Annotated in this window: 14 protein-coding genes; 9 read left to right on the top strand and 5 right to left on the bottom strand. The window is 42.4% G+C overall.

All coding sequences use genetic code 11. The features are described from left to right. The first annotated feature begins 38 nt into the window (after positions 1-38). On the top strand, positions 39-1,607 hold the full coding sequence (locus tag BFP75_RS10035; protein WP_099545214.1) for a M81 family metallopeptidase: 1,569 nt from the start codon (positions 39-41) through the stop codon (positions 1,605-1,607). 3 nt (positions 1,608-1,610) lie between these two features. Here the strand turns inward: BFP75_RS10035 and BFP75_RS10030 are convergent, their stop codons facing one another. From BFP75_RS10030 to BFP75_RS10020, 3 genes are all read right to left on the bottom strand, one after another. Further along, positions 1,611-2,264, bottom strand: coding sequence for a DUF2461 domain-containing protein (locus tag BFP75_RS10030; RefSeq protein WP_099545212.1), 654 nt, complete (start codon positions 2,262-2,264; stop codon positions 1,611-1,613). Positions 2,265-2,456: 192 nt separating this feature from the next. After that, entirely contained in the window at positions 2,457-3,254 is a 798-nt protein-coding gene (locus BFP75_RS10025) for a TIGR00266 family protein (protein WP_099545211.1), read from the bottom strand. A 154-nt stretch (positions 3,255-3,408) separates the two neighbouring features. Further along, entirely contained in the window at positions 3,409-3,864 is a 456-nt protein-coding gene (locus BFP75_RS10020; RefSeq protein WP_099545257.1) for a DUF4442 domain-containing protein, read from the bottom strand. A 192-nt stretch (positions 3,865-4,056) separates the two neighbouring features. Here BFP75_RS10020 and BFP75_RS10015 point away from each other — a divergent pair, with 192 nt between their 5' ends. The 8 genes from BFP75_RS10015 (at position 4,057) to BFP75_RS09980 (ending at position 10,919) form a co-directional block, all read left to right on the top strand. Beyond that, positions 4,057-4,539 (top strand): DUF4870 domain-containing protein, encoded by a 483-nt coding sequence (locus BFP75_RS10015; RefSeq protein WP_099545209.1) that lies wholly within the window; start codon positions 4,057-4,059, stop codon positions 4,537-4,539. Then, positions 4,539-4,991 carry a nuclear transport factor 2 family protein gene (locus BFP75_RS10010; RefSeq protein ID WP_099545207.1) on the top strand — a complete coding sequence of 151 codons (453 nt, stop codon included), beginning with the start codon at positions 4,539-4,541 and terminating at the stop codon, positions 4,989-4,991. Before BFP75_RS10015 ends, BFP75_RS10010 begins: the two co-directional genes overlap by 1 nt. 171 nt (positions 4,992-5,162) lie before the next feature. Beyond that, the gene (locus tag BFP75_RS10005) at positions 5,163-5,498 is read left to right on the top strand and encodes a PadR family transcriptional regulator (protein WP_099545205.1); all 336 of its coding nucleotides are present in this window, start codon (positions 5,163-5,165) and stop codon (positions 5,496-5,498) included. A gap of 2 nt (positions 5,499-5,500) precedes the next feature. After that, positions 5,501-7,321: a PspC domain-containing protein gene (locus tag BFP75_RS10000; protein WP_099545204.1), complete on the top strand. Its 1,821-nt coding sequence runs from the start codon at positions 5,501-5,503 to the stop codon at positions 7,319-7,321. A gap of 115 nt (positions 7,322-7,436) precedes the next feature. Next, positions 7,437-8,168, top strand: a complete 732-nt coding sequence (locus BFP75_RS09995) for a head GIN domain-containing protein (RefSeq protein ID WP_099545202.1) — start codon at positions 7,437-7,439, stop codon at positions 8,166-8,168. Between the two features lie 126 nt (positions 8,169-8,294). Beyond that, positions 8,295-9,305, top strand: a complete 1,011-nt coding sequence (locus BFP75_RS09990; RefSeq protein WP_099545200.1) for a dipeptide epimerase — start codon at positions 8,295-8,297, stop codon at positions 9,303-9,305. A 5-nt stretch (positions 9,306-9,310) separates the two neighbouring features. Further along, positions 9,311-10,360, top strand: coding sequence for an aminotransferase class I/II-fold pyridoxal phosphate-dependent enzyme (locus BFP75_RS09985; protein ID WP_099545199.1), 1,050 nt, complete (start codon positions 9,311-9,313; stop codon positions 10,358-10,360). A 112-nt stretch (positions 10,361-10,472) separates the two neighbouring features. After that, positions 10,473-10,919: a hypothetical protein gene (locus tag BFP75_RS09980; protein WP_099545197.1), complete on the top strand. Its 447-nt coding sequence runs from the start codon at positions 10,473-10,475 to the stop codon at positions 10,917-10,919. 71 nt (positions 10,920-10,990) lie between these two features. On the opposite strand, the gene trxB is transcribed toward BFP75_RS09980, so the two are convergent. Then, the gene (gene trxB, locus BFP75_RS09975) at positions 10,991-11,974 is read right to left on the bottom strand and encodes a thioredoxin-disulfide reductase (protein WP_099545195.1); all 984 of its coding nucleotides are present in this window, start codon (positions 11,972-11,974) and stop codon (positions 10,991-10,993) included. Positions 11,975-12,096: 122 nt separating this feature from the next. Further along, on the bottom strand, positions 12,097-13,227 hold the full coding sequence (locus BFP75_RS09970; RefSeq protein WP_099545193.1) for a formylglycine-generating enzyme family protein: 1,131 nt from the start codon (positions 13,225-13,227) through the stop codon (positions 12,097-12,099). Positions 13,228-13,284: the final 57 nt, after the last annotated feature.

Genomic DNA, 13,284 nt, shown 5'->3' with positions numbered 1-13,284 from the left:
AAATTAGTAGTATTTTTAACGAAACTTAAGATACCCTTATGAAAAAAATTTTCCTCTTATTTGTCCTTTCCTTTTTTGTTTTTCAAGGATGCAAAAACCTATCCAAAAATAAAGAAGAAGAACAAGAGCTGCCAAAAATCGCCATTACCGGTATCGGTATTGAATCCAGTACCTTTTCTCCTGCACAAACCGAGGAAGCCGCTTTTCATGCTAGAATAGGAGATTCCATTTTCGGGCGTTATTCTTTTTTTGATGCCCAAAGCGATATTCGCCAACGGGCCGATTGGGTACCAACGCTTCTAGGCAAATCTATTCCTGGTGGTATTGTTACTAGGGAGGCCTATGAATCCATGGTAGAAAAAACCTTGAAAATGCTAAAAGAAAATGGACCTTACGACGGTATTTGGTTCGATATCCACGGGGCCATGAGCGTCGTTGGTCTGGAGGATGCCGAGGGTGACTTAATAACACGTATCCGAGAGGTAGTTGGCCCTGACGTTTTAATTTCAACCTCCATGGATTTACATGGAAACGTATCGGAAACCTTGGCCAAACATAGCGATTTAATTACCTGCTATAGAATGGCACCGCATGAAGATGCTTTGGAATCCAAAGAGCGTTCCATACGCCTCCTTTTGGAACGCTTGGAAAATGGTAAAGGAAAACCCGCCTATAAAGCATGGATTCCGGTTCCTATTTTGTTGCCCGGGGAAAAAACCAGTACCCGCATAGAGCCTGGGAAAAGTCTATATGCCAAAGTTCCAGAAGTCGCGGACCAAGAGGGCGTCATAGATGCCGCCATTTGGATAGGCTATGCCTGGGCAGATGAACCTAGAAACCATGCCGTGGTTATGGTTACAGGGGATGATAAGGAAAAGGTGACCCAAGGAGCCGAAAAATTGGCAAATGCCTTTTGGGAAGTTCGGAATGAGTTTGAATTTGTAGCCCCTGTGGGTACGCTGGAAGAAAGTTTGGCGTTGGCGCTTAAGAGTGGTAAAAAACCTTTCATAATCAGTGACATGGGCGATAATCCCACGGCCGGTGGTGCAGGCGACGTCACATGGACATTGCAACAGATTTTAAATCGGCCCGAGTTTAAATCCGAAAATGGTCCTTCCCTTATCTATGCTTCTATACCAGGGCCCGAATTGGTAGAAAAAGCCCTGGATGTCGGTGTTGGTAATAAGGTAACTGCCAAAGTTGGCGCTGCGGTGGATGACCGATTTGCCCCACCTCTGGAAATCACCGGAACAATCGAAGTAATAAAAGAGGGAGACCGAGATGCCGAAGTGGAAGTTGTGGTTAAGGTAGGAAGCGTACATGTAATAGTTACTAAAAAAAGAAAACCATATCACCTAAAAAATGATTTCACTGATTTGGGTCTGAAGCCCACGGAATCAGATATAGTCGTAGTAAAGATTGGCTATTTGGTTCCCGAATTGTATGATATGCGTGGTGATTGGATCATGGCACTAACCCCTGGAGGTGTGGACCAAGATTTGGAACGATTGGGGTATAAGAATATCAAGCGTCCCATGTTTCCCTTGGATGCAGATATGGAAACGCCGGATTTGAGTGCAAGATTAATTCCGGCCTCCAGCGAATAGCATTTAAACCGTAATGGCCTTGTTGAGATATGTTCGGAAGGGAAGCATTTCTTTATAGACACCGAAAACCTTTTCGTTAAAATTATCTTGAAACAGCAAGGTATTATCAAATTTTGTCATCACCGCAAAGGTTTTCTGCTTGAGCAAATCGATATGGGGGTGGTCTTCGGAAAAACCTTTGGGAGGCCTTGTGAGTTTTACATCCTCAACCAGACTACCGAATGTCCTTTTAAAAGATGGTTTTTGGAGAAGGGCTTTTAGTTCCTCTCCATTATAATCAATGGCATCGCGGACACTGGCCAATCTTTTGGAATCTGGTCGCCAAAGACCGCCGGCGAACATGGATTCCTCCATCCCAATTTCGATATAAAAATCACCCGTATGGGGTCTCTTATCCAAACCGGCACCAAAATGGTCCTTATAAATGGGTCGGTTAGGGTGAAACAATAAATTGTTATTAATTCTGTTGATTCCCTTTTTGCCCGGGGTATCGTAGTAATCGTCGTATTCCTGCAACAACTGCCCATTCAACATATCCAACCAGTCGATGAACTCATCCCTGACCGAATGGTACCACTTTCTATGGGCATCCATCCATTCCTTACTGTTGTTTTTGTTTAGTTCTTGGAGAAAGATTGTTAGGTTTTTGAAATCCACTTTGTGTTGTTGGTTGTTCGTTGTTCGTTATTGGTTGTTGGCATTTTGGCTAAGCGCCATGCGCTCAACGCCATTCACGAATCTATAATTGTTTATTGTTAAATTCTAATTGCTAATTGCTAAGAGCTAAGAGCTAAAAATAACAACTCTGCACTCAACACTCTGAATTCTAAACTAAAAAAAACTTGAACTTTAAAACCTATTATCCCCATCCAATAAATTGCCTAAACCACCTAAAATACTTCCTTCCCCTTTATCCTTTCCCCCTCTGGGTATGGCTGCCAGTACACGACCTGCCAAGCGGCTGAACGGCAGCGATTGAATATACACCGTTCCAGGTCCACGTAGTGTGGCAAAAAACAATCCTTCTCCTCCAAATACCGTATTACGGATACCACCTACAAATTCGATGTCATAGTCAACATCCTTGGTAAACCCAACGATGCAACCCGTATCCACTTTTAACACCTCACCAGGCCCCAAGGTCTTCTTGGCCAAGGTACCACCTGCATGTACAAAGGTCATTCCGTCACCTTCCAATTTTTGCATGATGAAGCCCTCGCCTCCAAAGAGTCCGCGCCCCAGTCTTTTTGAGAATTCAATGCCTACGGATACGCCTTTGGCCGCACATAGGAAAGCGTCCTTTTGACAAATGAACCTACCGCCTAGTTCGGACAAATCAATAGGGACAATTTTACCGGGATAAGGTGATGCAAAGCTTACCTTCTTCTTACCCTGACCAATATTCAAAAAAGCCGTCATAAAAAGGCTCTCCCCGGTAAGCATACGTTTTCCTGCGGAGAAAATCTTTCCCAATACGCTGTTGTCCTGATTGCTACCGTCCCCAAAAATGGTGTTCATTTTTATGTCGGTGTCCATCATCATAAAGCTTCCTGCCTCGGCCACAACGGCCTCCTGGGGATCAAGCTCTATCTCCACATATTGCATTTCCTCGCCAAAAATCTCGTAATCTATTTCGTGTGCGTTCATTTTTTGATTTGTTTTTTGTTGATAGTTATTAGTTGACGGTTTTAGGATTTTGTTACAGAAGATACTTTATAGAATCCAAGAAGTACATTATAAAAATAATTCTGTGAGGATTCTTTAGCTAACGACAAAGATTATCAAGCAAGAAGTTTGCAATCTATTGCTTCAACTTTACCGTCCACTCAAACTCAAAAGTGCTCACCACTACCCCATCGGTATTGACACCTACGGATTTCATCCAGACGGTTTGCCCTTCCCCAGTTGCCATCGTTTTCTCCAATGCCTCCTTGATTAAGTGGCCGTCCTCACAGGTAAAGGTGATTTTTCCCGTGGCCTTTTTTGAAAAATTGGCCTTATTATTGGCCACAAGCATGGAAATTTTTTTACCTGTGGCATTAATTTGATCGATCATCATGGCCCCTGTAGAAAGTTCTGCGGCCATTCCCTGAACGGCCCAAAACATGGAATTAAACGGATTTTGATTGAACCATTTATGTTTTACGGTCACAACAGCTTTCTGTTGGTCCAAATGTCTCAAACGTACGCCGCACCACCAGGCAGAAGGCAACTTAAAAAAAGTAAACGTATTGAATTTACTAGTACTAACGGCCATTTTCATTCTATTTATTTCTTAAATGTATTGATAAAAATCAATATCCTAAAATGTTAATATAATGTTAAATATTAGTACTATGTGTTGCATAGTACCTTCTTTTAGACATATATTTGCATAGTAAGTTATTATGCTATCAATGTATATCGTTAAAGCACAGTAGCTAATATTTCATCAATCAAAGAACGAACCATGACAGAATCATTATCCAAACACGAAAGAAATTTATCCGCATTGATCCATGCGAGTACGTTCTCTAAATTCTTTATTCCGTTCGGGAATTTTATTGTGCCATTGATTTTATGGACGGCCAATAAAAAGGAGTATGAGTTTGTGGACCATAACGGAAAACAGGCCCTCAATTTTCAAATCAGCCTCCTACTCTATTCTATAATCCTTGGAATAATCAGTATTCCTTTTTTCATTGGCTTTTTCCCAAATATTTTTGATTTTGACTTTTTGGGATTTGGCCATTTGAACAACTGGAACAATCTAAACTTTCACATAGATAGTGATGATTTTAGGTTTGGAACTTGGTTGTTGCCCGTGGGGATTTCCGGACTACTGCAGGGAGCATTGTTCGTAGTGAACATTATCTACACCATTTTGGCGACCATAAGAACCAACGAAGGACAAACATTTCAATACCCCCTAACCATAAAATTTATTAAATAATGACCCTATTAAAAATTATCATATACGTCGTGGTTGCCTTCTTTTCCAGCTTGGCATTTGGACAGGTCTCCAAAGACTCTGAATTATACAAGACCATTTTGGAACTGGACAAGACCTACTTCACCGCTTATAATGAATGTGATATGGATACCCAAGAAGCATTCTATGATGAAGACTTGGAATTTTATCATGACAAGGGCGGTTTGGCTACGGACAAGGTTGCACTTTTGGAAAGTATCAAAAAAAATATTTGTGGAAAAGTAAACCGAACCCTAATTGAGGAAAGTGTGGAAATCCACGACATTCCCGGTTTTGGGGCTGTGCAGATAGGCCTGCATAGCTTTTTTAACAAGGAGGAACCCAATGCCGTATCCAAACCATCAAAATTTATTTCAATATGGAAAAAGACAGACGACCGTTGGCTTATGCACAGGGTTATAAGTTTACATTAAAATAAAAAAGGGTATTCATCACACCCTTATGAGTTTACTAATCAATCAAAAATCAATCAAGGATGTTTATTCATCGATCAAAAAACGAACCGTTAACCCATGCAGACCACAACAACGCGGACAGAGCAATCTCCTCTTGGTAGGTGGCCGCATAAAAAAGAAAAAGACATTATGAATGTAGAAAATACAAAAGCGCAGATGCGTAAGGGAGTCTTGGAGTACTGCATCCTGTCCATTTTAAACGGACAAGACAAGTACGCCTCTGAAATCCTGGATACGCTTAAAGATGCCAAAATGCTGGTAGTGGAAGGAACCATTTACCCGCTATTGACTCGGTTAAAAAATGCAGGGCTTCTCAATTATCGTTGGGAGGAATCCACATCTGGACCACCAAGAAAATACTATACCCTAACAGAGACCGGTAAACTTTTCCTAAAGGAATTGGATACCACCTGGGATGAATTGAGAAAAGCCACTAATCTGGTAACCAACACAAAAAACAGCTAACAATGAACAAGACAGTAAATATAAATCTAGCGAATACGCTCTTCCATATAGATGAGGATGCGTACAACAAAATGCGTAGGTATTTGGAGAGTGTGAAACGCTCCTTTGCCAATACGCCAGGGAGTGACGAGATTTTGGCCGATATCGAAGCCAGGATTGCAGAGCTCTTTTACGAAAAATTGGAAAACGAAAGACAAGTAATCACCCAGAAACAAGTAGACGAGGTAATTGCCATCATGGGACAGCCCGAAGACTATATGGTTGATGAAGATATTTTTGAGGACGAACCAAAAACGAAAACCACGGGTCCGGCCCCACGGGTAAAGAAACTGTATCGCGACACGGAGCAAAAATATGTTGCCGGTGTTTCTTCCGGTCTGGCACACTATCTTGGAATAGATCCGTTATGGATCCGTATTCTTTGGGTCTTCTTGACCATAGGATCAGGGGGTGGATTTATTCTACTTTACGGTCTGCTTTGGATATTGATTCCAGAGGCGACCACTACGGCCCAAAAACTGGATATGCGTGGTGAGGCCGTAAATATTAGCAATATTGAGCGTAAGGTCAAAGAGGGTTTTGAGGACGTTGCGGATCGTGTAAAAAGTGTTGACTACGAAAAGGTAGGCAATACCGTCAAAAAAGGAGGAAAGACATTTTTTGATACGCTTGGGGACATTATCATGTTCCTTTTCAAGATCTTTGGAAAATTTATAGGCATCTTACTGATCATTATAGGTGCCTCTACTTTGATCGGTTTGTTCGTAGGATTGATTTCCGTAGGTATCCTGGATATGGTCAACGTACCGGGAATAGACTTCTACAACGTAATCAACTCCAGCAACATGCCCATCTGGTTGGTTTCCCTATTGGCCTTTTTCGCCATAGGAATCCCATTCTTTTTCCTGCTGTATTTAGGTTTGAAGATTTTGGTAAACAATCTAAAATCCATTGGTAATATTGCCAAGTTCAGTCTTTTGGGACTTTGGTTGATATCCATCATATTATTGGTCATATTCGGAGTTAGGGAAGCTGCGGCTCATGCATACTCCGGCAGTACCACATCGGAAAGGGAAATATACTTTGAAAGCCCCGTTGATACTTTGAATATAAGCTTGGCTACTTTTGATTATAACAGGGACCGTGAAATGCATATGGGCAATATGATCATTACCCATGATGATAACGGCGAAAAGAATTTAGTATCCGAAGATGTTAGGTTCAGGATTAGAAAATCCACTGATTCCATTATTAGGGTCGAAATCCGCAAAGAAGCCAACGGACCGTCATTTGCACGGGCCAAGGAAACTGCAGAGGCCATTGAATATGATTACACTCTACAAGGTAACGGGATTATGTTCAACAATTATCTACAGATTCCTGGAAACAGTAAGTTCAATGATCAGGAAGTTAGGGTAAATCTATTTGTTCCTATAGGCACCGTGCTCACCTATGATCGTGGAGAAGGTCGCAGCTGGGTCATGAGGGCGGATACCGATAGGAATACCAACGATTTGGACGGATATACCTGGGAAATGGGGAGTGACAATGAGCTAAAGTGCTTGGATTGCCCCGCCGAAATGGAATATGATGAAGATTCCAACAATAGGGTACGCATCAATGAGGACGGTATTGACATCAATATCAATGACACGGATGGTGAATCCTTCAAAATGAAAATCGATGAAAACGGTGTGCGGATCAATGCCAAGGACAACGATGCCGAAAAGGTGGATATCAATATCGATGCAAATGGCAGCACCATTGACATCAAGGCCCAGGACGGCGATACCACCATGCGAAAGACGATATCACAAAATTAACGGGGTAATTACAATTCGGGAAGGGAAAACGACAACTCGGTAGAAAACATTTAAACAAGACTTACAAATAATACAATTTTACATCATCAAAAACAACAATCTAAAAACGACCATCATGACAACACTAGTTAGAGTAACCATCGCATTTGTTCTTGCATTATTCCTAAGCTCCTGTGGCTTCGACGTTAACTTTGGGGACTTTGGAACGGGAAAGGCCGGTAACGGCATAGTAGTGGAAGAAACCAGGGAAGTAACGGAAGATTTCAATGTAGTACATGCTTCGGAAGGTATACAGGTCTATGTAACACAGGCATCGGACTATTCCATTTCCGTAGAAGGGGATGAAAATATCATTGACCTCATCGGAACCGATATCCGAAATGGAAAACTGAAAATCCATGCCATAGAGAACATCGGCAGGGCCACCAAAAAGGTGTTTGTTTCCTTACCTACCATTACCTCTTTGGAAAGTTCCAGCGGGGCACACCTGACCTCCCAAAACCTGATAGCGGGAGATAACATCAATGTTGATTCCAGTAGCGGTTCCATTTTGAACATTGAGGTAAACGCCGATCACTTGGAAATTGACGCGAGCAGTGGTGCCAATATTGAAATCACCGGAAATGCCAAGGAAGTATATGTGGATGGCAGCAGCGGTGCCAACATTAGGGCAAAGGACCTCGTTACAGAGGAGTGCCGTGCGGAGGCCAGCAGTGGATCCAATATTAGCGTTAATGTGTCCGATCTTCTTACAGCGGATGCCAGTAGCGGGGGAAACATTTCCTACAAGGGCGATCCAACGGTTAAAAAGAACAAATCGGTTTCCGGCAGTGTCCATAAATATTAAGGGTAAATCAATAACCTTTCGATTTAAGAACCCATTGAAAAATCAATGGGTTTTTCTTTGCATTTCTACCGATTTGGTTTTGGAATCCTGAATGGTCTTTTGCATCTTAGTAGAAAGTTTTAATTCATGCAGATACAGCTACAAAAGCATACATTGGCCTTACGGCACACCTTTAGTATTTCTAGGGAATCCCATGATTTTCAGGATACCTTGATTGTTGGATTGAGCCTAAACGGACATACAGGGTTTGGTGAGGCCACAAGCAATCCGTATTACAAAATAACCGTGGAAAGCATGATGTCCGAGATTGAGGCTGTACAAAAGGAACTAGAGGCCTACGATTTTAGTGATCCGGAGACATTCCACGATTTCCTAAAAGCCAAAGGCCTCTCCAATTTCGCATTGTGTGCCATGGACTTAGCGGCCCATGACCTTTATGGAAAATTGAAAGGAAAACCATTATATGAACTTTGGGGAACGCAAAAAGATCGGTATCCGCTTACCAATTACACCATTGGTATTGCACCTGTTGATGAAATGGTCTCAAAAATGATAGAAATGCCTTGGCCCATCTATAAAATCAAATTGGGAACGGAAGACGATGTGGCCATTGTAAGGGAACTAAGAAAACATACGGATGCTATTTTTAGGATCGATGCCAATTGTGCTTGGACCGCTGAAGAAACAACACAGAATGCCCCGCTATTAAAAGAATTGGGCGTAGAGTTCTTGGAGCAACCCTTAAAGGCAGATGATTGGGAAGGTATGGAAAAGGTAGTGCATCAAAGCGTACTCCCTATTATTGCCGATGAAAGCTGTATTGTTGAAGCCGATGTGGAAAAATGCGCCCTGCATTTTAATGGAATCAACATTAAGCTTACCAAGTGCGGTGGCCTTACCCCCGCCCTGCGTATGATAAGAAAAGGAAAGGAGCTAGGCTTAAAAGTTATGGTAGGCTGTATGACGGAATCTACCGTAGGGATTTCGGCCATAGCCCAATTATTGCCACAATTGGATTATGTAGACATGGATGGGGCCTTACTTTTGAAGAAGGATATTGCAAAAGGGGTGGAAATTCAAGAAAACGGTAAGGTCATTTTTCCGGAACTGGCCGGAAGTGGCGTAACGCTGATATAAATTCTATGGCATTTTTTATCGATTCTTTCCCGGGCAGGGAACTAATTTATGAGGGACAAAAGTACCTGTACTTTGGCGGTACTTCCTATCTGGGGCTTCAGGACTATGCCCCCTTTCAGGAGCTATTTATACAAAACATTAGAAAATACGGTACCAATTACAGTGCTTCCAGAAAATCCAACGTCAGATTTTCCATATACCATTTGGCTGAGGACTATCTTTCCGATCTGGTAGGTAGTGAGGCGTGTATCACACAATCCTCCGGGTATTTGGCGGGACAGTTTTTATCGGATTACATACACAAAAAGTCCTGTAAGCCCTTTTTTGCCCCCAATACCCATTCCGCCTTATTTAGAAACAAGGTAAAAAATTATGTGACCTATGCCAGTTTGAATATTGCACTGAGAAATTACTTGAACGAACCCAACGCAAAGACTCCGGTATTGTTCATGGACGCCATAGATTTCTCGGGAGGCGGATTTCCAGATTTTGAAAGTTTGAAAATTCTACCCCTTACCGATATCATTTTGGTAGCGGACGATTCCCATGGCATTGGAGTAATTGGAAAAAACGGCAGCGGTATCTATCGTTCCTTGCAGGAACTGAACCCCAAAAAGTTATTCGTATGTTGCTCTTTGGGAAAGGGCTTCGGTATACAGGCGGGAGCCATTTTTGGAAACAGGGAAGACCTGCTGCAAATGGAAAACACCGCATTTTACGGAGGCGCCAGTCCCGCAAGTCCCGCTGCCATGGCCACATTCTTGGAGGCGGCACCTATCTATATGGAAAGGAGAAGGAACCTACATGCCAACTTGGACTATTTTTTGGAAAAAATGGAGACATTGAAGCATTATAGGTATATGAAAGGACATCCAACATTTACCTTTTTAAATCCTGAATTGGTGGCCTATTTGGAAAAAAATCAAGTCATAGTGACCAATTTCAACTATCCAAATGAAAGTTCGGAAACCATGAGCCGTATTGTGATTACCGCCTCACATCTCAGACCGGATATCGATTCCCTAACAAATGCACTGAACAATTTTAAACGTTAAACCTTATCCAGACGATACTGATAATTCCATAATTATTCTATTTAATTATTGTTAAATTCTTAATAATTTTTTGTACCTTTTATGGTATTAATAACCATTAAATGATTTGGCCATGAAAAAAATTATTGGGTCGGTTTTTTTGATGTTTCTATTGGTTACCCTTACCAGTATTACCTCCACAAAACTGCAAACCCAGAATTCCTTAGAGGGAACCTGGGAGCTTATCAACAGATATAATTATGATGAACAAGGTGTTTCGGACACTTTGCAGAACATAAATGGATATCGGCAAGTAAAGATTTACAGCAAGGGCAAAGTAATGTGGACGCGCTATTCACCGGACGATCCAGTGGAATGGTTCGGCTACGGATCATACACGAATACGGAAAACGAACTGGAAGAACGGTTGGAATTTGCTTCCGCCGAGATGATGAAAGTACAGGACACCGTTAAAGTATTTAAGTTTGAACTAGTATTGGAAGAAAACAATTACAGCCAGATAACCTTGGACGATGACGGAAATAGGGTCTACTCGGAAAATTATAAGAGAATCGATTAAAAAAAAGGCATATTTATAAATTAAAAAAGCGCCTTGAAGGCGCTTTCTCTTTATGTTGCTTCTATTTATGCTCAAATATTATAGTTATCCGCAATGCTTTCCGCTACGGAGCCAATAGTGGCAAGGTATCGTTCCGCATCCAGGGCTGCCATACAGCCTGTACCCGCAGCCGTTACGGCCTGTCTATATTCCTTATCCTGTGCGTCACCAGAAGCAAAAACCCCAGGAATATTGGTTTTGGTGGATTTACCCTTGGTAACGATATATCCGGTTTCGTCCATATCCAACTGTCCCTTGAAAATATCCGTATTGGGTTTATGTCCAATAGCAATGAACAAACCTGTAATGGCAATCTCTTCCTTTTCCCCTGTTTGGTTGTTCACCATTCTAAGACCTTCAACCACTTGGTCTCCCAGCACTTCGTCTACCTCGGTATTATATTTAATCTCGATGTTCTTGAGACTCTGAACCCTGTGCTGCATAGCTTTTGAGGCCCTCATAAAATCCTTTCGCACCAACATGGTCACCTTGTTACAGATATTCGCCAAATACGAGGCCTCCTCGGCCGCCGTATCCCCTGCACCCACAATGGCGACGTCCTGTCCCTTATAGAAAAATCCGTCACAAACGGCACAGGCGGAAACTCCGCCGCCACGTAGTCTCTGTTCACTTGGAATGTTTAAATATTTGGCCGAAGCCCCTGTGGAGATTATTACGGTCTCGGCCTCGATTATCTTATCATTGTCCACGGTAATTTTGTGTATATCGCCCTCTTTTTTTCCGAATTCCGCCTTGGTAACCATCCCGATGCGTACATCGGTTCCAAAACGCTCCGCTTGTTGCTGTAACTGCACCATCATGGAAGGTCCGTCTATTCCTTCTGGATAGCCGGGGAAGTTATCTACCTCCGTGGTCGTGGTTAGTTGCCCGCCTGGCTCCATTCCCGTATACAGGACGGGTTTTAAATCCGCTCTGGCAGCATAAATGGCCGCAGTATATCCTGCAGGTCCGGAACCTATTATCAATGTTTTTACTCGCTCTATTGCTTCCGACATAGTTTTAATCTTGAAATTGTATTACAAAAGTAGGTTTTTGGACAAAAAACTTACATGGAAGTTATTAAAAGTTTTCACCGTTTTGTATTCTCTTAATAAGAAAAAAATGAGTCCGTAGAGGTCTAATTTGTCAACATATCTATGGAAGCCACGGTTCTAAAACCAGTGTGCTCCAGGGAGGAATCCATACTGGAACCCATTCTTGCGGAAACCCTGTAACTGGCACAGTAGGATGCGCTGCACAAAAAGGACCCACCTTTAATTACCTTCTCCTTGGCATAGGGATTATTGGGGGTAAAGGGGTTTGTAGCACCCTGGGGATTTTTTTGAACTTCACCCGTAGTGTTCACTTCCTTATAGTAATTGGTATTGTACCAATCACTTGTCCACTCCCATACATTGCCCGCCATGTCATACAATCCATAATCGTTAGGTGGATACGACTTTACGGGAGCCCTTAATTCGAACCCATCCGTTTTGGTGTTTGTAACAGGAAATTCACCTTCCCAGGTATTCGCCTTTTCCTGCAGGACCGAGAAATCATCGCCCCAAAAATATGTGGTACCCTTCTTCCCCGCCCTAGCGGCCAACTCCCACTCTGCCTCGGTGGGCAAACGTCTTCCGGCCCATTCGCAATAGGCCAAAGCATCCTCAAAGGATATTTGTACCACCGGGTAGTCGTCCTTTCCCTCAATGGAACTATCGGGTCCATTGGGGTGCCTCCAATCCGCACCTATGGTCCAATGCCACCATTGAGAAAAATCATAAAGATTGGGCACCGATGTTTTTGTTTTTTTGAAAGTCAAAGCTCCCGGTTGTAATACTGAATCATGGGGTTTCTCCGTACCTTCCGGCACCTGTTTTTTTAACTCCTCCCAGTCGATGGCTCGTTCTGCCGTTGTGATATAACCCGTTTCGGCGACAAATTTTTTGAATTGGGCATTGGTGACTTCGGTGATGTCCATAAAAAAACCATCGACCAAAACATCTATGGCCGGCTTTTCATGTTGCATGGCCATCTTATCCTGGGGGACGGCACCTTGTTTCAGCTCCCCGCCCGGAATCCAAACCATCCCCTCTGGAGCCGAAAGGTTTTGGGGTTTTTCTTTCAGTACATTTTTATCGGTTTCCGAAGTTTTGTAAGGTATATCTTCAGATTTTGGGCCTTCCGGATTTTTATTTGCATCCTGTTTACACCCTAATAAGCAAAACCCTATTATCACCCCTGTAAAAACCTTGAGCAATTTCTGCATTTTTAAATAATTAGCTATTTGTAAAACTACATCTTATGATGAGACAAGACAATAATT

This window comes from Maribacter sp. 4G9 (assembly GCF_002742265.1).
GTDB lineage: Bacteria > Bacteroidota > Bacteroidia > Flavobacteriales > Flavobacteriaceae > Maribacter.
This window is presented reverse-complemented; position numbering and strand designations above follow the sequence as displayed.